Origin of the sequence: Bradyrhizobium sp. SPXBL-04 (genome assembly GCF_051853035.1) — a bacterium.
GTDB lineage: Bacteria > Pseudomonadota > Alphaproteobacteria > Rhizobiales > Xanthobacteraceae > Bradyrhizobium > Bradyrhizobium zhanjiangense.
Window position 1 is genome coordinate 8,282,502 of sequence record NZ_CP182472.1, and the last position, 16,428, is coordinate 8,298,929.

18 protein-coding genes are annotated in these 16,428 nt (G+C 63.9%); 7 read left to right on the plus strand and 11 right to left on the minus strand.

All coding sequences use genetic code 11. The annotated features are described in order from the left end of the window. Nucleotides 1-70 precede the first annotated feature (70 nt). The gene (locus tag ACNJX8_RS39435; RefSeq protein WP_439358992.1) at nt 71-889 is read right to left on the minus strand and encodes an alpha/beta fold hydrolase; all 819 of its coding nucleotides are present in this window, start codon (nt 887-889) and stop codon (nt 71-73) included. Nucleotides 890-1,131: 242 nt separating this feature from the next. Further along, nucleotides 1,132-2,673 carry a benzoate-CoA ligase family protein gene (locus tag ACNJX8_RS39440; protein WP_128936900.1) on the minus strand — a complete coding sequence of 514 codons (1,542 nt, stop codon included), beginning with the start codon at nt 2,671-2,673 and terminating at the stop codon, nt 1,132-1,134. Nucleotides 2,674-2,794: 121 nt separating this feature from the next. On the opposite strand from ACNJX8_RS39440, the gene ACNJX8_RS39445 reads away from it, so the two are divergent. Then, nucleotides 2,795-3,703, plus strand: coding sequence for a helix-turn-helix transcriptional regulator (locus tag ACNJX8_RS39445; protein ID WP_128940219.1), 909 nt, complete (start codon nt 2,795-2,797; stop codon nt 3,701-3,703). A 2-nt stretch (nt 3,704-3,705) separates the two neighbouring features. Next, nucleotides 3,706-4,101 carry a group II truncated hemoglobin gene (locus ACNJX8_RS39450; RefSeq protein ID WP_439358993.1) on the plus strand — a complete coding sequence of 132 codons (396 nt, stop codon included), beginning with the start codon at nt 3,706-3,708 and terminating at the stop codon, nt 4,099-4,101. A gap of 38 nt (nt 4,102-4,139) precedes the next feature. Here the strand turns inward: ACNJX8_RS39450 and ACNJX8_RS39455 are convergent, their stop codons facing one another. Together ACNJX8_RS39455 and ACNJX8_RS39460 are read right to left on the minus strand one after the other, a co-directional pair. After that, nucleotides 4,140-4,472: a PRC-barrel domain-containing protein gene (locus tag ACNJX8_RS39455; RefSeq protein WP_128936903.1), complete on the minus strand. Its 333-nt coding sequence runs from the start codon at nt 4,470-4,472 to the stop codon at nt 4,140-4,142. Nucleotides 4,473-4,572: 100 nt separating this feature from the next. Beyond that, nucleotides 4,573-5,358, minus strand: coding sequence for an IclR family transcriptional regulator domain-containing protein (locus ACNJX8_RS39460; protein ID WP_439358994.1), 786 nt, complete (start codon nt 5,356-5,358; stop codon nt 4,573-4,575). Nucleotides 5,359-5,468: 110 nt separating this feature from the next. On the opposite strand from ACNJX8_RS39460, the gene ACNJX8_RS39465 reads away from it, so the two are divergent. The 3 genes from ACNJX8_RS39465 (at nt 5,469) to ACNJX8_RS39475 (ending at nt 9,310) form a co-directional block, all read left to right on the plus strand. Beyond that, complete coding sequence (locus tag ACNJX8_RS39465) at nt 5,469-6,827, plus strand: aromatic ring-hydroxylating dioxygenase subunit alpha (RefSeq protein ID WP_128940222.1); 1,359 nt, start codon at nt 5,469-5,471, stop codon at nt 6,825-6,827. A 269-nt stretch (nt 6,828-7,096) separates the two neighbouring features. After that, nucleotides 7,097-8,557 carry a glutamine synthetase family protein gene (locus ACNJX8_RS39470; protein WP_439358995.1) on the plus strand — a complete coding sequence of 487 codons (1,461 nt, stop codon included), beginning with the start codon at nt 7,097-7,099 and terminating at the stop codon, nt 8,555-8,557. A 378-nt stretch (nt 8,558-8,935) separates the two neighbouring features. After that, complete coding sequence (locus tag ACNJX8_RS39475; RefSeq protein ID WP_439358996.1) at nt 8,936-9,310, plus strand: hypothetical protein; 375 nt, start codon at nt 8,936-8,938, stop codon at nt 9,308-9,310. A gap of 121 nt (nt 9,311-9,431) precedes the next feature. Here the strand turns inward: ACNJX8_RS39475 and ACNJX8_RS39480 are convergent, their stop codons facing one another. The 7 genes from ACNJX8_RS39480 to ACNJX8_RS39510 form a co-directional block, all read right to left on the minus strand. Then, the gene (locus ACNJX8_RS39480) at nt 9,432-10,145 is read right to left on the minus strand and encodes an ABC transporter ATP-binding protein (RefSeq protein ID WP_091884882.1); all 714 of its coding nucleotides are present in this window, start codon (nt 10,143-10,145) and stop codon (nt 9,432-9,434) included. Continuing rightward, the gene (locus tag ACNJX8_RS39485; protein ID WP_128936908.1) at nt 10,138-10,905 is read right to left on the minus strand and encodes an ABC transporter ATP-binding protein; all 768 of its coding nucleotides are present in this window, start codon (nt 10,903-10,905) and stop codon (nt 10,138-10,140) included. The genes ACNJX8_RS39480 and ACNJX8_RS39485 overlap by 8 nt, the downstream gene beginning before the upstream one ends. Next, nucleotides 10,898-11,842 carry a branched-chain amino acid ABC transporter permease gene (locus ACNJX8_RS39490; protein ID WP_091884879.1) on the minus strand — a complete coding sequence of 315 codons (945 nt, stop codon included), beginning with the start codon at nt 11,840-11,842 and terminating at the stop codon, nt 10,898-10,900. Before ACNJX8_RS39490 ends, ACNJX8_RS39485 begins: the two co-directional genes overlap by 8 nt. Next, on the minus strand, nt 11,839-12,756 hold the full coding sequence (locus tag ACNJX8_RS39495) for a branched-chain amino acid ABC transporter permease (protein WP_091884876.1): 918 nt from the start codon (nt 12,754-12,756) through the stop codon (nt 11,839-11,841). The genes ACNJX8_RS39490 and ACNJX8_RS39495 overlap by 4 nt, the downstream gene beginning before the upstream one ends. A 302-nt stretch (nt 12,757-13,058) precedes the next feature. Then, nucleotides 13,059-13,277, minus strand: a complete 219-nt coding sequence (locus ACNJX8_RS39500; RefSeq protein ID WP_091884873.1) for a hypothetical protein — start codon at nt 13,275-13,277, stop codon at nt 13,059-13,061. Nucleotide 13,278: 1 nt separating this feature from the next. Further along, nucleotides 13,279-13,935, minus strand: a complete 657-nt coding sequence (locus ACNJX8_RS39505; protein WP_164934754.1) for an acyl-homoserine-lactone synthase — start codon at nt 13,933-13,935, stop codon at nt 13,279-13,281. Nucleotides 13,936-14,021: 86 nt separating this feature from the next. Next, nucleotides 14,022-14,750: a helix-turn-helix transcriptional regulator gene (locus ACNJX8_RS39510; RefSeq protein ID WP_128940226.1), complete on the minus strand. Its 729-nt coding sequence runs from the start codon at nt 14,748-14,750 to the stop codon at nt 14,022-14,024. A 168-nt stretch (nt 14,751-14,918) separates the two neighbouring features. Here ACNJX8_RS39510 and ACNJX8_RS39515 point away from each other — a divergent pair, with 168 nt between their 5' ends. Both ACNJX8_RS39515 and ACNJX8_RS39520 read left to right on the plus strand, forming a co-directional pair. Then, nucleotides 14,919-15,095 carry a hypothetical protein gene (locus tag ACNJX8_RS39515; RefSeq protein WP_439358997.1) on the plus strand — a complete coding sequence of 59 codons (177 nt, stop codon included), beginning with the start codon at nt 14,919-14,921 and terminating at the stop codon, nt 15,093-15,095. A gap of 279 nt (nt 15,096-15,374) precedes the next feature. Then, the gene (locus ACNJX8_RS39520) at nt 15,375-16,313 is read left to right on the plus strand and encodes a LysR family transcriptional regulator (protein WP_091884859.1); all 939 of its coding nucleotides are present in this window, start codon (nt 15,375-15,377) and stop codon (nt 16,311-16,313) included. Nucleotides 16,314-16,428 lie beyond the last annotated feature (115 nt).

Sequence of the window (16,428 nt, forward strand, 5' to 3'; positions counted from 1 at the left end):
AAGGCCGCGCCGATGTTGCGGGCCCGCTCCGGTCTGGGCGAGTCTCGGACGCGTCACACCGCTGCCGCCATCATGCGGCGCGTCCTTGCAGTCCCTGATCGTCGCGCAGGGCCGCTGTCGCAAATTGCCCAATCGCCTCAAGCGTCGCCGCCGGCGTCTCGCGATGCGGGGAATGCCCCGCGCCTGGAATGATTTTCAGATCGACCGGGCAGTAGCACTCCTGCTGCGCAATCTCGACCTGACGCAGGGTGCCATATTGGTCGTCCATGCCCTGCAGGACCATGACGGGAACGCGGATGTAGGCGAGGTATTCGGAAATGTCCCAGTCGCGGAATTTCGGATCGAGCCAGGCGCCGTTCCAGCCGTAGAAGGCATTGTCGACATCCTGATGCCAGCGCGCGAGCTTTGCCTTGAGGTCCGTGGACTCGTAGGCGGTCTTGATCGCAGAGATCGATTTCACCGAGATGTCCTCGACGATGAAATGCGGCGCGATCAGCACGAGACCGCTCAGGCGATGATCCTGATGCGCGCCGGCATAGATCGTCGCGATCGAGGCGCCGTCGGAATGGCCGAGCAGGAGGCCGCGCTTGAAGGAGATCGCGTCGAGCAGCTTCGGCAGCACGTCCAGCGCCTCGCGCTGCATGTAGTCGAGTGGTCGCGGCAGCACGACCTTGCTCGACTGGCCGTAGCCTGCCCGCGAGTAGACGAAGATGCCGGCGCCTGTGGCTTGCTGAAGCTTGTCCGGGAAGTCGCCCCACTGCCCGACCGAGCCGAGGCCTTCATGCAGCATGACGACGGTGGGCGCGTCCGGGTTCAGCGGCGCGAGCCATTTGTATTCGAGGCGGGCGTCGCCGATGCTGAGGATGCCGGTGGGGGTGAGGTTGATCATTGTCGAATTCCCATTCCTAGCCACTGCCGAGATGCCGACCCTCCCCTGGAGGGGAGGGTCGATTCACAGCGAGCGTAGCGAGATGTGAAGCGGGGTGGGGTGACAGTCTGTCCACGGATGCGGTGCCCGCGTGGAGAGATCACCCCACCCCGCTTCGCATTGCGCTTTGCTCCATGCGAAGCGACCCTCCCCCTCCAGGGGAGGGTAAGGCGCGGCGAGTGCGGTACGCTCAGCACCCAGCATCAATTCGCCCCTTCCCGCAGCTTGAACCGCTGGATCTTCCCGGTCGCCGTCTTCGGCAGCGAGTCCACCACGTCGATCCAGCGCGGATATTTCCACGGGCCGATCTTCTGCTTGACGTGCTCCTTCAGCATCTCCTGAAGATCGTTCGTCGTTGCGCCGGGGCGCAGCACGACAAAGGCCTTTGGCTTCAACAAGCCTTCTGGATCGGCCTCGGGTACGACGGCGGCTTCCAGCACGGCGGGATGCGTGATCAACGCGCTCTCGACCTCGAAGGGCGAGACCCAGATGCCGGAGACCTTGAACATGTCGTCTGCGCGGCCGCAGAAGGTGTAGCGGCCATCAGTGTCGCGGACATATTTGTCGCCGGTCCGTGTCCACGGTCCCTCGAAGGTGCGGCGGCTCTTGTGGCGCTGATTCCAATAGCCCTCGCCGGCGGAGGGGGCATCGACCAGGAGCTCGCCGACCTCGCCGTCAGCCACATCCTGGCCGGCCTCGTTGACGAGCCGCACCGCATAGCCCGGCACCGGCTTGCCCGAGGAGCCATACTTGATATCGCCGGGCGCGTTCGACAGGAAGATATGGAGCAGCTCGGTCGAGCCGACACCGTCGAGAATGTCGACACCGAAGCGTGCCTTCCAGCTGTTGCCGACGGACTCCGGCAGCGCCTCGCCGGCCGAGGTGCAGATGCGCAGCGCCTTGCCGCCGCGCTCATTCTTCATGGTCTCGTCGTTGAGCATGGCCGCGAACAATGTCGGCACGCCGTAGAAGATCGAGGGGTTGTAACGGTTCATCAGGTCGAACATGCGTGCCGGTGTCGGCCGCTCGCTGTTCAGAATCACCGTGGCGCCGACCGACATCGGGAAGGTCAGCGCATTGCCGAGACCATAGGCGAAGAACAGCTTTGCGGCGGACAGGCAGACGTCGTTCTCGCGGATGCCGAGCACCTGTTTTGCGTAAGTGTCCGCGGTCGCCTGCAAGTTCGAATGCAGATGGCGCACGCCCTTGGGCATGCCGGTCGAGCCCGAGGAATAGAGCCAGAACGCCGGCTCGTCGGGATGCGTCGCCGCGGTGGTGAACTGATCGCTCTCGCCGGCGATCTCCTCGGCGAGCTGCTTGTGGCCGTTCTGCTTTGCACCGGAGACCACGACATGCTCGAGATCCGGCATGCGGCCGACGACGTCCTTGATGACGGGATAGAGCGCCTCGGACACGAACAGCACGCGCGCGCGGCAGTCGGCGAGTATGTAGGCGTATTGGTCCGCGGTCAGCAGCGTGTTGAGCGGCACCGGCACGATGCCGGCGCGGATCGCGCCGAGGAATACAATCGGGAAATCGACCGTATCAAGCATGATCATCGCCACGCGCTCCTCGCGGCGAACGCCGAGCCGACGCAGCATGTTGGCGGCGCGGCGGCTCTCACGTTGAAGCTCGCCATAGGTGAGCTGCGAGACGGTATCGTCGAAGACGAGCTTGCCTCCCCTGCCCTCCTCGACGTTACGGTCGAGCAGCCAGGTCACCGCGTTGTAGGATCCCTCGCTCACGGACGTCTCCCCGAATTTAGAATTATAATTCATAGAAAGACACCACAGCGGCTTGCTGTCAATGCCAGCAGGCACTATGTTTCATTAAAACGCGCCGCAGGACATCCGCTAAAGAAGCCTCATGACCGAAAGTCCCGACGCCGAATCCCGATTTCTCGAACAGCTCGGCCAGCGCGTACGCACCATGCGCGCGCTGCGCGGCATGTCGCGCAAAGTGCTCGCCAAGGTATCGGGAATTTCGGAGCGCTACATCGCGCAGCTCGAGAGCGGCAAGGGCAATGTCTCCATCGTGCTGCTCCGCCGCGTCTCCGACGCGATGGGCGCACATCTCGAAGACCTGCTTCCCTCGGCGGATCCGACGCCGGACTGGCAGATGTTTCGCGATCTGTTGCGCAAGGCGACACCAGCGCAGATCGCGCAGGCCAAGGACCTGCTCGCCGGCGGCAGCGCGTCTGCGCCGCGGCGCGCGCCGTTCTGCGGCATTGCGCTGATCGGCTTGCGCGGCGCCGGCAAATCCACGCTCGGCCGGATGCTGGCGAAGAAGATCGGCTGGAGTTTTGTCGAGCTCAACAAGGAGGTCGAGCAGCAGAACGGTCTCTCGGTCGCCGAGATCATCGCGCTCTACGGCCAGGAAGGCTTTCGGCGCATGGAGCAGGCGGCGCTGCAGCAGCTGCTCGCGCGCAACGAGCTGATGGTGCTGGCGACCGGCGGCGGCATCGTCTCCGAGCCCCTGACCTTCGACCAGATCCTGTCGTCGTTCTACACGATCTGGCTGAAGGCCGAGCCGGAAGAGCACATGGCCCGCGTCCGCCGCCAGGGCGATCTGCGCCCAATGGCTGACGATCGCTCAGCGATGGCCGAGCTGCGCAACATCCTCTTGAGCCGCGAGCCGCTGTATTCGCGCGCGACGGCGGTGGTGGATACCGCGGGCCTCTCCGTCGACGCGGCGGCCGCGCGGCTAATCGACGCGGTGCGCCCGGTGCTGCAGAACGAAGCGCGCAGTTTTGGATTGCGCAGCGTGGCGCTGTAAAGATGACTGACAGCACCGTCACTATCTCCATGTTCGAGCGGATCGGCGGCAGCGCCACGATCGAGCTTCTGGTCGATCGCTTCTACCAGCGCATGGACACGCTACCGGAGGCGAAAGTCATCCGCGCAATGCACGCGGCTGACCTCGGCCTGATCAGGGACGTGCTGAAGCGCTATCTCACCGAATGGACCGGCGGCCCGCGGCTTTACTCTGTCGAGAAAGGCCATCCGCGGCTGCGCCAGCGGCACATCGGTTTTTCCATCGGCGATGCCGAGCGCGACGCGTGGATGGCCTGCATGCGCGGCGCGCTGGAGGAGACGGTGGTGGATCGTGCCGCACGGCAGGATCTCGACAAGGCGCTGTCCGGCCTCGCCGACTGGATGCGCAACCGGAATTGATCCGAGCGTGGAGCCCGCCCACAGGAGCTGCGACGCGGTTAGATCGACCAGTAATGCGGATGCGGATAGGGCCGCGAGCGGTCGCCCCAATCGAACGCGTCGCCGTCGAATTCGCATGGGCCGCTGCTGAGCTGGTCCAGCGTCACCTCGGCCTGGAAGGCCTGACGTCCCGGATCATATTTCAGCGCGCTCCACTGCAGAGGATAGTGGTGATGAGTGCCGAGCAGCCGGCCGGTCTTGATCACGGCGTAGGCGACGGTTCCGCTCACCTTGTCGAGCATCAATCGCTCGATCGTGCCGAGCTTGCTGCCGTCACTCCCATAGACGGCGACGTGCTCGACGCGATCACTGGGAACCATGGTGTGTTGCATGGCGTGCTCCCTGATCTTGTCCGGACAGCATTATAGCACAGACGGCGGCGTGTAGGACGGCTCTGCGTCAGCCCAGTCCGCTCTTGCGTTGCACCTAAAGCTACAGAAGTTGCGAGCGCACCGCCTCCGCGCCGTCGCGCAACAGCGGCAGGAAGCGATCGAGCAGCTCCTGAGCGGGCACGCGGTCGACATGGGCGCCCATGTTGATGGCGGCAACGATCACGCCGTCGTAACGGCGGACGGGGACCGAGATCGAGCGGAAATGCGGCTCCGCTTCGCGGTCAACCAGCGAGTAGCCCTGTGCGCGGTCGGCGCTGATGCGCGCGAGCAGCGCCTTCGGATCGGTTTCAGTCTGCGGCGTCAGCGCCTCGCGGTTCATCGCATTCAGGCGCGCGGCGAGATCGGCATCGTCGAACTGGCCGAGCATGGCGCGGCCGACCGAGGTGCAGAAGGCCGGCAGCCGGTAGCCGATCTCCAATCCGCCCGAAAACACCCGCGTCGGACCGCCGCGGGCGATAAACACGACGTCATCACCATCGAGCACCGCCAGCGAAGAGATTTCCTGCGCCGCGATTGCGATGCGATCGAGCACGGGCTGAAGCACGGCGATGATCTGACTCGAGCGCAGATAGGATGCAGCCAACGTCAGCACATGCGGCGTCAGCGAGAACAGCTTGCCATCGCCGGAGACGTAACCGCCGCGCTGGAGCGTGAACAGCATGCGCCGCGCCGTGGCGCGCGGCAGATCGGCCGCACGAGCGAGATCGCTCAGCGTCATCGGGCCGGCCGTGGCACCGAAGCACTGCAGCAGCCGCAGACCGCGATCGAGGCTCTCGACGAAATCCGTCGCGCGCTCGTCGCTCTCGCTGCGCTTCAACTTAGGCATGGCTTCGGGACAATCCTGCAAAATAGTGCTTGCTGCCGCTCCAAGGCATGTCATAATTCGCCCATTCGTTCAATAGGCGAACAAACGCCCTCCACAAGGATGCACGCGCCATGATGAGCCAGGAGCAGAACGACCTGATCACCCGCACCGGTCCGAAGGATCCTTGCGGCAAGCTGATGCGGAGTTATTGGCAGCCGGCGGCGCTGGTGGACGAGCTGGAGGGTGCGCGGCCGATCCGTCCCGTAAAACTGCTCGGCGAGAGCCTGGTGCTGTTCCGCGATGAGCAAGGGCGTTACGGCCTGATCGATCGCCACTGCGCGCATCGCGGCGCCGACCTCGCCTTTGGGCGGCTCGAACATGGCGGACTGCGCTGCGCCTTCCATGGTTGGCTGTTCGACGCCACCGGCCAGTGCATCGAGACTCCGGCCGAGCCGAAGGACTCAAAACTCTGCCAGAACATCCGCCAGCGCTCCTATCCCGTGGTGGAGAAGAGCGGCATCCTCTGGGCTTATCTCGGCGAAGGTGAGCCGCCGGCATTCCCGGAGATCGACTGCTTCGTTGCGCCGGGCTCTCACACCTTCGCCTTCAAGGGCCACATGGCCTGCAACTGGCTGCAGGCGCTCGAAGTCGGCATCGATCCCGCGCACGCCTCCTATCTGCACCGCTTCTTCGAGGATGAAGACACCTCCACCGCCTACGGCAAGCAATTCCGCGGCGCCTCGGCCGGCTCGGACCTGCCGATGACCAAAATCCTGCGCGAATATGACCGCCCGATCATCAATGTCGAGCACACCGAATACGGTCTCAGGCTGATCGCACTGCGCGAGATCGACGAGGAGCGCACCCATGTGCGCGTCACCAATCAGCTCTTCCCGCATGGCTTCGTCATCCCCATGAGCACGGAGATGACGATCACCCAGTGGCACGTGCCGGTCGACGACGAGAACTGCTATTGGTACGCGATCTTCACCAGCTACACCAACCCGGTGGACAAGACGAAGATGCGCGAGCAGCGGCTCGAGCTCTATGAGCTGCCCGACTACAAATCGCGCAAGAACAGCAGCAACGATTACGGCTTCGATCCGCACGAACAGCAGACCGCGACCTACACGGGCATGGGCACCGACATCAACGTCCACGACCAGTGGGCGGTGGAATCGATGGGCGCGATCCAGGACCGCACCAAGGAGCATCTCGGTCAGAGCGACAAGGCGATCGTGCAATATCGCCGCCTGCTGCGGCAGGAGATCGAGAAGGTTTCGGGTGGCGAGAAGCCGATGCTGTTCCTGAACGAAGCCAACGCGCGCAGCATCCAGGGCCCGGCGACCATGGACGGCATCGGCCCGACGCGGGGCTGGGAGACCTATTGGATGGAAGTCGACGTCAAGCGCCGCCGCGGCGCGCCATGGACTGCGCCGGTGCCTAAGGACATTGCCGACAACGTGCATCGGCTGACGGCGGCGGAGTGACCTTAGTGCATCGAAGCCGTAGGGTGGGCAAAGGCGCAAAGCGCCGTGTCCACCATGCTTTCTTTCAGACGATAGGCACGCGGTGGGCACGCTACGCTTTGCCTACCCTACGGTAGCGGAGTCAACGTGATGGCCTATCCTCGTCATTGCGAGCGCAGCGAAGCAATCCAGAAATGCCCCCGCAGAGAGACTCTGGATTGCTTCGCTACGCTCGCAATGGCGGAGTATGTTGCAGCAGCTTCGCGTCGAACGACTAGAGGAGTGGAGAAGTGACTTTCGTCGCGCGTCATGGGCTGTGGTCGGATGAGCAGAGGGACGCGGCGACGCGCATGCGCCGCATCGTCGAGGAAAAGAACCTCGAGGTCATTCGCCTCGCCTTTCCCGACCAGCACGGCATCTTGCGCGGCAAGACCATCATCGCCGCCGAAGCTCTCGCCTCGCTGGAGAGCGGCTGCTCCATCACCACCACCATGCTCGCCAAGGACACCTCGCACCGCACGGTGTTTCCGGTATTCACCTCAGGCGGCGGCTTCGGCATGAAGGAGATGGAGGGCGCGGCCGACGTGCTGATGGTCGCCGATCCCACCACCTTCCGCGTTTTGCCTTGGGCGCCGGCGACGGGCTGGGTGCTGTGCGATCTCTATTTTGGCGACGGCCGTCCGGTGCCGTTTGCAACCCGCGGACTCTATCGCAAGGTGCTCGATGAGCTCGGCATGCGCGGCTACGATTTCGTTGCGGGCCTCGAAGTCGAATTCCACATCTTTAGACTCGACGACCCGCACATGCGCCCGGAAGACGCAGGCCAGCCCGGCACGCCGCCTTCGGTGAGCCTGCTCAGCCACGGCTATCAATACCTCACCGAGCAGCGCTTCGATCAGATGGAACCGGTGCTGGAGATTTTGCGCCGCGACATCGTCGCGCTCGGATTGCCCTTGCGCTCGGTCGAGGTCGAGTTCGGGCCGAGCCAGTGCGAGTTCACCTTCGCGCCGAAGAAAGGACTCGAACCGGCCGACAACATGGTGCTGTTCCGCTCCGCCGTGAAGCAGATCGCGCGCCGGCATGGCTATCACGCCACCTTCATGTGCCGGCCGAAACTGCCGAACGTGTTCGCGAGCGGCTGGCATCTGCACCAGTCGATCGTCTCGCGCACGACTGGCGAGAACCAGTTCATGGCCAAAGAAACGGCAAAGAAAACGGCAAAGGACGACGGCGAGCCGCTTAGCGCGTTCGGCAAGGCGTACCTGGCCGGCCTGCTCGACCACGCCCGCGCCTCCACCGTGTTCACCACCCCGACCATCAACGGTTACAAGCGCTACCGCTCCTATTCGCTGGCGCCGGACCGCGCGATCTGGGGCCGCGACAATCGCGGCGTGATGATCCGCGTGCTCGGGGCGGCCGGCGATGCGGCGACGCGCCTGGAAAACCGCATCGGCGAACCCGCTGCCAATCCCTATCTCTACATGGCCTCGCAGATCCTGTCGGGCCTCGACGGCGTCGATCGCAAGCTCGATCCGGGCCCCTCCGCCGATACCCCCTACGAGACCAAGGCGCCGCTCCTGCCGAAATCGCTGCGCGATGCGGTTTCCGCACTCAAGGACGATCCGTTCTTCCGCGAAAAGCTCGGGCCTGATTTCGTCGACTATTACACCCACATCAAGAACGCCGAGATCGATCGCTTCCTCGCCGAGGTGACCGACTGGGAGCACCGCGAATATTTCGAGGCGTTCTGATCCGTGGGCGCCGTCGTTCCGGGATAGCGCGAAGCACCAGACCCGGAACAGCGAGATTCCGGGGGTTCGGTCCTGCGGACCCGCCTCCTGAATGACGGCAGGTCGCGCTCACACCGGCGTGAGGCCGTTTCGTCCCGCCGGTTCCGACGACATCGCAAACCTGCCCCACGAAGCCATTTTACGATAGCGGCGAAAATCCCCGGAAAGAAAGCGGGCGCAGACTACTGCCCATGATGAACAATGGAGTTCGATCATGTTGAGTCAGTTGTTCAGTCTGATCTATCGCCTCTCCTGCCGGTCCACCCTGATCGAAATCGGCACGCACCGTCTGGCACGTTAGGCGCTGGCCGGCGCGATCAGGTAAGACGGACTGACCAGATGACGGGTATTCCCATGCGCAAGCTGATCCTGATTGCCGCGATGTCGCTGCTGGCGACGCAAGTGCATGCCGGCGGGTCGCGGAGCCTGAGCTTGGCGGCAACAAATCCGAACCAGCAGGCAGCCGAGCCGTCGGTCACATCGGCTGCACCGCAGGCTCCGGCAGCAACGCCGCCGGCAAATATCCAGACAGCGACCACCACGCCGACGACTACGACCGCGCCGGCCGCGACTGCGCCGGTTGCCACAGCACCTGCACAGTCAGCCGCAGCGCCGGTAACCAGCACGACCGAAGCGGCCAAGCCAAAGCGCCGCCAGCCCTCGGTCGAAGCGCGTGTGATCCGCGAATTGCATCGGCACGGGATTTATTGGTGAGAGCACCCGCTTTCTCCACCGTCATTGCGAGGAGCCCTTGCGACGAAGCAATCCAGACTGCCTCCTCGGAGATGGTCGGGATTGCTTCGCTGCGCTCGCAATGACGGGGAGAGAGCGGGGCTCAGATTCCCAAATATTTGTGCTGGAGATCCGGCGCGGCCATCAGCTCGTCGGAGGTGCCGCTCCACACCGTCTTGCCGCGCTCGATGATGTAGTGGCGGTCGCAGATGCGAGCGAGGTGATCGACATTCTTGTCGACCACCAGGATGGACTGTCCGCGGCTCTTGAGCAGCGACAGGCAATTCCAGATCTCCTCGCGGATCAGCGGCGCGAGACCTTCGGTCGCTTCATCCAGAATCAGGAGTTTTGGATTCGTCATCAGCGCGCGGCCGATGGCGAGCATCTGCTGCTCGCCGCCGGAGAGCTGGTTGCCCATGTTGGAGGCACGCTCGGCGAGGCGCGGAAACAGCACGTAGATCGCAGCCAGCGTCCAGGGATTGGGGCTGCCGAAGCGATCGGCGGCGGCCGCCACGAGATTTTCGCGCACGGTGAGGTTCGGGAAGATCTGGCGTCCTTCAGGGACGAGGCCGACGCCGAGTTTTGCAATTCTGTACGACGGAAGCTGTCGCACCTCGGCGCCCGCAAAGCGGATCGCGCCTGATCGCGCCGGCGTCAGGCCCATGATCGAGCGGATCGTCGTAGTCTTGCCCATGCCGTTGCGGCCCATCAGCGAGACCATCTCGCCGGGCTTGATCGACAGCGACAGCCCGAACAGCACCTGGGAGAGGCCGTAGCAGGTTTCGATACCGTCGACGTCAAGCAGCGTGTCAGCCATGATGCGTCACCACATGCTGATCGCCGAGATAGGCGCGCTTGACGTCCTCGTTCTGGCGGATCGCGGCCGGATCGCCGGAGGCGATGACACGGCCGTAGACCAGCACCGAAATGCGATCGGCGAGCGCGAACACCGCCGGCATGTCGTGCTCGACCAGCACGATCGAGACCTCTTTGCGCAGCTCCTGGAGCAGCTTCACCATGCGCTGGGATTCGGTGACCCCTAAGCCGGCCATCGGCTCGTCGAGCAGCAGGAGCTTTGGCTTGCTCGCGAGCGCAACCGCAAGCTCGAGCTCGCGGCGCTCGCCATGGCTCAGCCTGGACACCACGACATCGGCGCGATGCGACAGGCCGACGCGATCGAGCGCGGCATGCGCGGCATCGCGCAGGCCCCTCTCCTTGCGCGCGTTGGCGAAGAAGCGGAACGACGTGCCGGCATGCGCTTGGGCTGCCAGCGCGACATTGTCGGCGGCGGTGAAATCGAGCAGCAGCGAGGTGATCTGGAACGAACGGGCAAGGCCCAGCGCGCAGCGCCGATAGGCCGGCAGATAGGTGATGTCGCGCCCAGCCAGCGAGACGCTACCGGAATGCGGTTCGAGATGCCCGGTGAGCTGGCTGATCAGCGTGGTCTTGCCGGCACCGTTCGGGCCGATGATGGCGTGCAGCTCGCCGCTAGCGACGTCGAGCGAGACGTTGTCGGTCGCGATGATGCCGCCGAAGCGGCGCACCAGCTTTTCGACGCGGAGCAGGGGTTCAGCCACGGCCAGCCCTCCCGAGCGCACCCATGATGCCGCCGCGGCCGAACAGGACGATGAGCAGCAAGAGCGGGCCCATGATCAGCGCCCAGTATTCGGTGATCTGCGACAGGAACTCTTCCAGCAGCAGGAACACCACCGCTCCCATGATCGGGCCGAACAGCGTGCCCATGCCGCCCAGGATCACCATCACCATAAGATCGCCGGAGCGGGTCCAGTACATCACGGCCGGGCTGACGAAATCGGTGTTGTTGGCGAGCAGCGCGCCGGCAAGGCCGCACATGGTGCCTGATATGACGAAGCAGACGAGCTGGTAACGCTTGGCGGGAAAGCCGATCGCCTGCATGCGCTGCTCGTTGGAGCGCAGGCCCTGCACGACGAGGCCGAAGCGCGAATTGACGATGCGCCAGATCAGGAAGATGACGCCGAACAGGCAGGCGAGGCAGAGATAATAGAACTGCGTACGGTTCGAGAGATTGATCAACCCGGAGAAGTCGCTGCGCTGGTAGACGGTGAGGCCGTCGTCGCCGCCATAGCGCGCCAGGCCCGAGGCGACGTAATAAGCCATCTGCGCGAAGGCCAGCGTGATCATGATGAAATAGACGCCACGGGTGCGAAGCGAGAGCGCGCCGATCACCAGCGCATAAGCCGCGGAGGCCGCGAGCGCGACCGGAAACTGGATGAAGCCGCTTCCGACACCTTCCTGCGCCAGCATCCCGACTGCGTAGCCGCCGATGCCGAGATAGGCGGCGTGGCCGAAGCTCATCATGCCGCCGAAACCCATGATGAGGTTGAGGCTCGCGGCCGCCAGCGCCAGGATGATGATGCGGGTGAACAGCGTCAGGATGAAGATGTTGCCGGTCAGGTGCGAATAGAGCGGCAGCAGCACGAGGCCCGCCAGCATCAGGGCCGTGACGGCCTTGCTCACAGTGAAAGCCTTCATCGACGACTGGCCGGAAACAGCCCCTCCGGCCGCACCACCAGCACGATCGCCATGAGGAGGTAGATCAGCATGGACGACAGCGCGGGCGCGGCGGTGGAGGCGGCAGCGCCGCTCAGCACCTGCCGCAGCAGATTGGGCAGGAAGGCGCGGCCGAGCGTGTCGATCATGCCGACGAAGATCGCGGCAAGGAACGCGCCGCGGATCGAGCCGATGCCGCCGATCACGATGATGACGAAAGCGAGGATCAGGATGTTCTCGCCCATGCCGATCTGCACGGTGAGGATCGGCGCCTGCATCAATCCGGCAAGGCCCGCGAGTGCCGCGCCGAGGCCGAACACCAGCGTGTAGAGCAGCTTGATGTTGATGCCGAGCGCGCCGATCATCTCGCGGTTGGAGGCGCCGGCCCGGATCAGCATGCCGATGCGCGTGCGCATCACGCCGAGATAGAGCAACAGCGCCACCAGTAGCGCGACGACGATGATGGCGAGGCGATAGGCGGGGTAGTGGATGCCGGGCAGGATCGGCACCGGCACGGTGAGCCAGGCCGGCAGCGGCAGCGCGAGGCCGGCCGGGCCCCAGATCAGCCGCACGGCTTCATTGAAGAACAGGATCAGGCCGAAGGTTGCGAGCACGTGATCGAGATGGTCTCGCCCGTAGAGATGGCGCAGCGCACTCATCTCGAGCACGATGCCGAGCACCAGCGTCGCGCCCAGCGCCAGCAGTGCACCGAGCAGGAAGCTGCCGGTCCAGGCCGCGAAGGTCGCGGCGAAATAGGCGCCCATCATGTAGAGCGAGCCGTGCGCGAGGTTGACGAGATCCATGATCCCGAACACCAGCGTCAGGCCGGCGGCGAGCAGAAACAGCAGCAGGCCGAACTGCAATCCGTTCAAGAACTGTTCGACGACGAGCAGCATCAAGACTCTTTCAGGCGCACGCGGTGTCGCGCCGATGTTCGAACACAGTCGCCATCAGTGAAAGAGCTCCCCCTGCCTGTTCAAGGCCGAAAAATGGGTAATGGCAGTATCGTTCCGAGGCAAGAGCGATTTGACACCAAACATGCACTTTGTTGCATCTCGGCGCACGTGGCCGAAACTTGCTGTGCAATGCAAAAAGGTTGCCGCGCGGCATGGGGCAACCTGCCGCACCCAAACGATCACCCTCCCCCGGCAGGCCGAGGGAGGGTGCGAATGTCGTCGAAATTCGGCGAGAGATGCGTCTAGTGCGACGTCATCTGCTGGGGAAAGTCGTCCGGTTCGGCGAGCACGCTGTTAGCCGTCGAGGCCTCGAGCGCGGCCATCCGGAACAGGTAGGCCAGCGTCGCCAATCCGGAATCGTCCGCCATCTGCGCCAGCTCGAGCGCCATGTCGGACATGTAGCCGAGGTTCTCGTCCTTGGTCTGCGCCATGATCTGGCTGTCCCGCATCAGGTTCGACATCTCAGGCGCTCTTTCGTTGCGCGGCAAGGCCGCGGAGGTTGGCACGGGCAATGCAGTCGATCCGCGGACCGTCCTGCTGGACGACGCTCGTCATTCCGATACGGTCACGCACGACATCGAGCGACTCCTGACGGACCTCGATCGTTGCCGCCATGGTCCAGGAATTTTCCACCAGCGCCGGCAATCCCAGCGGCGTCACGATGAATCCGATGTCGTTGAAGCGCGGCAACCACCACGTCTCCATGACGAGACACAGACGCTCGATGCCCTGATCGAGACAGAACTCCTGCGCAGCCGCCATCAATTGTAGATTGAACGCGCCGTCGCGGCGCTCGCGCGACACGAAGAAGCGCGACCACTCCCAGACCAGCGGGTCCGACGGGCAACCACGCACCGCCGCGAGATGCGGGAAGACTTCGCTCATCATCGTCGGTCTGGTGGTGGGATACAGGCGGGAGCCGCCGAGCACCCGGCGGTTTTCGAGAGCCAGCAGGTAGACCGCGTCCTCATTGTCGTAGCTATCGATCTCGCGGCCGTCGGGCTTGCGTAGCGCCTCCCATTTCCGCTCCTCGACAAAAATCTCGTGACGAACCCGAAAATACTGTTCGAGAACGTCTTCGTAGAGATGCCGATTGACGGCAGAAATCACATGAATCATGAACTCCCCCATGGCTCGAAATGAGGGGGAGCCTCAGCGAAAAAGGCAAAGTCGACTATTGGGAAATTTCCCAGTAGGCGAGGATTTCAGGGATTGATGATTCTGTGGCGGATCGCGATCGCGACCGCATGCGTCCGGTTGACCGCACCGAGCTTGCGCGCGGCAGTTGCAAGATGCTCCTCCGCCGTGCGTTGCGTGATGTGCAGGATCTCGCCGATCTCCCAGGCGGACTTGCCTTGCGACGCCCAGGCAAGCACCTCGCGCTCGCGCGGGGTCAGGCGCATCGAAGGATGCGGCGCCGGATCGAGCAGACGGCGAATGTGATCGAAGCCGTACATCCCGATCAGGTGCAGCGCCGGCTTGCTGCGCGCGTTGAGATCGAGGTGGACGCCACCGAGCGAGACGCCGGCCTCGTAGCCGGTCAAGCCGTGGATCGGCACGACGAAGCCGCGCGACATGCGGAAATCGGCGGCGCGCCGCATCACCTCCACCGCACCCGGCTCCAGCTCCGGATCATACGGCGCCTCAGACCACTCGAAAGGGTTCACCGTCTGCCGGCATTTGCGGATCACGGGGTCGACACGGTCGTAGCTCTTTTGGATGTAGAGGTCGAACCACTCCGCCGGCCACTTCTTGGCCAGCACCATCTGGGAAAAGCGTTGATCGGGATTCGGCAAGCCCGTTACGATGATATGTTCGAAACCGTATCGGCCGAACGCGGTTGCAAGCGCGTCCATGGCGTCCGGAACCTTGGTATAGGCTCCCAGGCCTTCGATGAAGTCGAGCGCCTCCCGGCCATAGTCTACGGCGGACATCAGTGCATTTCCTGACTCTCGCCCTGCCGTATAGCACGTATTTGGGGGCTGCCTCAATTCGCTGCTCCCGTAGTTTGCCGGTGTTCCGTCCGCACTGAAGATTTAATCTACTTGTGGAAGAAGTGAGGTCAAGATACACCTGAACGTGTCCGTAGCGGGAAAACCACGATGCAAGACGAGGACATCGCCCTCAACAGCGTGCTCGGCCTGGAATTGAACCGCGTGTTTTTCGCCGTCCGCCAAACGGCAAACAAGCAGAGGATCATCGAGTTCGCGCGCGAGGTGCTGCAAAGCGAGCGCGCGGAGCTGGCGGACAGCCTCTTGCCCGAGGGCCCGGCAAGCTAGCCGACGCAGTTGCAGCAAACGACGCGTCCAGCGCGAGCGACGCCCTTGAACGTGCCGATTTTCGTCGAAACAATCTGACCATTGCCTTCCCTTCTCCCCTTGTGGGAGAAGGTGGCGCGAAGCGCCGGATGAGGGGTTGTCTCCGCGCGTTCAAATGCGAGAGCTCGCAAGGCGGAGAGAACCCCTCACCCGTCTCGCCGCTTCGCGGCGAGCCACCATCTCCCACAAGGGGAGAGAGAAGGCCCCCGCCACCACGATCATGCTTCGGATGCCCAGGACATGATGACGCTGCGCCAGGTTGAAGTGATCCGTGCCGTGATGGTGACGGGCACCATCGGCGGCGCGGCGAAGCTGCTCAACGTCTCGGCGCCGGGGATCAGCCGCCTCGTCAAATACACCGAGCGCTCGCTCGGCATCCGTTTCTTCCAGCGCCAGAACGGGCGCTACTTCCCGACGCCGGAAGCCGAGAACATCTTCGAGCAGATCAACGGCGTCTACAAGAAGGTCGACGACCTCTCCGAGATCATCTCCAAGATCGGCCGCGGTGGATTGTCGGAGCTACGCATCGGCTCGGTGCCGAGCATCTCGCAGGTGATGGTGCCGCGCGCGATCGAGCGCGTCCGCCGCCGCTATCCCGATCTCGGCATCGACATCAACATCCTCAAGCTCGAGGAAGCCATCGACTATCTGATGCTCGGCCGCGGCGAGTGCGTGGCGATGAGCTACCGGTTGGAGCATTCCGGGCTCGACTTCATGCCGCTCGCCTCGGGCGAGCTCTATTGCATCGTGCCGCCGGGTCACGAGCTCGCCGGCCGCAAGCAGGTCTCCGCCGCCGAGATCACCCGCTATCCGCTGATCGGCATCGATCCCAACGATCCCTACGGGCGGATCATGGCCGAGATCTTCGCGCGCAACCGGCTCGACTACAACATCACCATCCGCGCGCGCTTCGGCACCACGGTCTGCGCGCTGGTGAAGGCCGGGCTCGGCATCGCCATCATCGACCAGTTCACGGTGGCCCATGGCGGTTATCCCGGAATCGAGCTGTTGAAGATCACCGAGCCGACGCGGTTCGACACCTACATCGCAGTGAAGCGCGGCGCGCCGTTGTCGCTCCATGCCGAGTACTTCATCGACGCCCTGCGCGCTGAGATGCGCGCGGTCGAGCCGTCCCGCGGCAACAGCAAGGCCGGCCCGGCACGCGCGCGGAAGAAATAACATTATGTTAGGTTTGCCGGATAAAAGGGTAATTGTGTTAGGCCGGGGAAAGACTATCGTCAGAGCTGGAATTGCGCGGATTTCCCCGCTAATGGCCGGGACCGGACGCTCCCAA

Excerpts from the sequence above, each read along its gene's own strand:
- ACNJX8_RS39435 (WP_439358992.1), bottom strand. The coding sequence starts at position 889 with ATGATCAACCTCACCCCCACCGGCATCCTCAGCATCGGCGACGCCCGC.
- ACNJX8_RS39445 (WP_128940219.1), top strand. The coding sequence starts at position 2,795 with ATGACCGAAAGTCCCGACGCCGAATCCCGATTTCTCGAACAGCTCGGC.
- ACNJX8_RS39450 (WP_439358993.1), top strand. The coding sequence starts at position 3,706 with ATGACTGACAGCACCGTCACTATCTCCATGTTCGAGCGGATCGGCGGC.
- ACNJX8_RS39455 (WP_128936903.1), bottom strand. The coding sequence starts at position 4,472 with ATGCAACACACCATGGTTCCCAGTGATCGCGTCGAGCACGTCGCCGTC.
- ACNJX8_RS39460 (WP_439358994.1), bottom strand. The coding sequence starts at position 5,358 with ATGCCTAAGTTGAAGCGCAGCGAGAGCGACGAGCGCGCGACGGATTTC.
- ACNJX8_RS39465 (WP_128940222.1), top strand. The coding sequence starts at position 5,469 with ATGATGAGCCAGGAGCAGAACGACCTGATCACCCGCACCGGTCCGAAG.
- ACNJX8_RS39475 (WP_439358996.1), top strand. The coding sequence starts at position 8,936 with ATGACGGGTATTCCCATGCGCAAGCTGATCCTGATTGCCGCGATGTCG.
- ACNJX8_RS39480 (WP_091884882.1), bottom strand. The coding sequence starts at position 10,145 with ATGGCTGACACGCTGCTTGACGTCGACGGTATCGAAACCTGCTACGGC.
- ACNJX8_RS39490 (WP_091884879.1), bottom strand. The coding sequence starts at position 11,842 with ATGAAGGCTTTCACTGTGAGCAAGGCCGTCACGGCCCTGATGCTGGCG.
- ACNJX8_RS39495 (WP_091884876.1), bottom strand. The coding sequence starts at position 12,756 with ATGCTGCTCGTCGTCGAACAGTTCTTGAACGGATTGCAGTTCGGCCTG.
- ACNJX8_RS39500 (WP_091884873.1), bottom strand. The coding sequence starts at position 13,277 with ATGTCGAACCTGATGCGGGACAGCCAGATCATGGCGCAGACCAAGGAC.
- ACNJX8_RS39505 (WP_164934754.1), bottom strand. The coding sequence starts at position 13,935 with ATGATTCATGTGATTTCTGCCGTCAATCGGCATCTCTACGAAGACGTT.
- ACNJX8_RS39510 (WP_128940226.1), bottom strand. The coding sequence starts at position 14,750 with ATGTCCGCCGTAGACTATGGCCGGGAGGCGCTCGACTTCATCGAAGGC.
- ACNJX8_RS39515 (WP_439358997.1), top strand. The coding sequence starts at position 14,919 with ATGCAAGACGAGGACATCGCCCTCAACAGCGTGCTCGGCCTGGAATTG.
- ACNJX8_RS39520 (WP_091884859.1), top strand. The coding sequence starts at position 15,375 with ATGATGACGCTGCGCCAGGTTGAAGTGATCCGTGCCGTGATGGTGACG.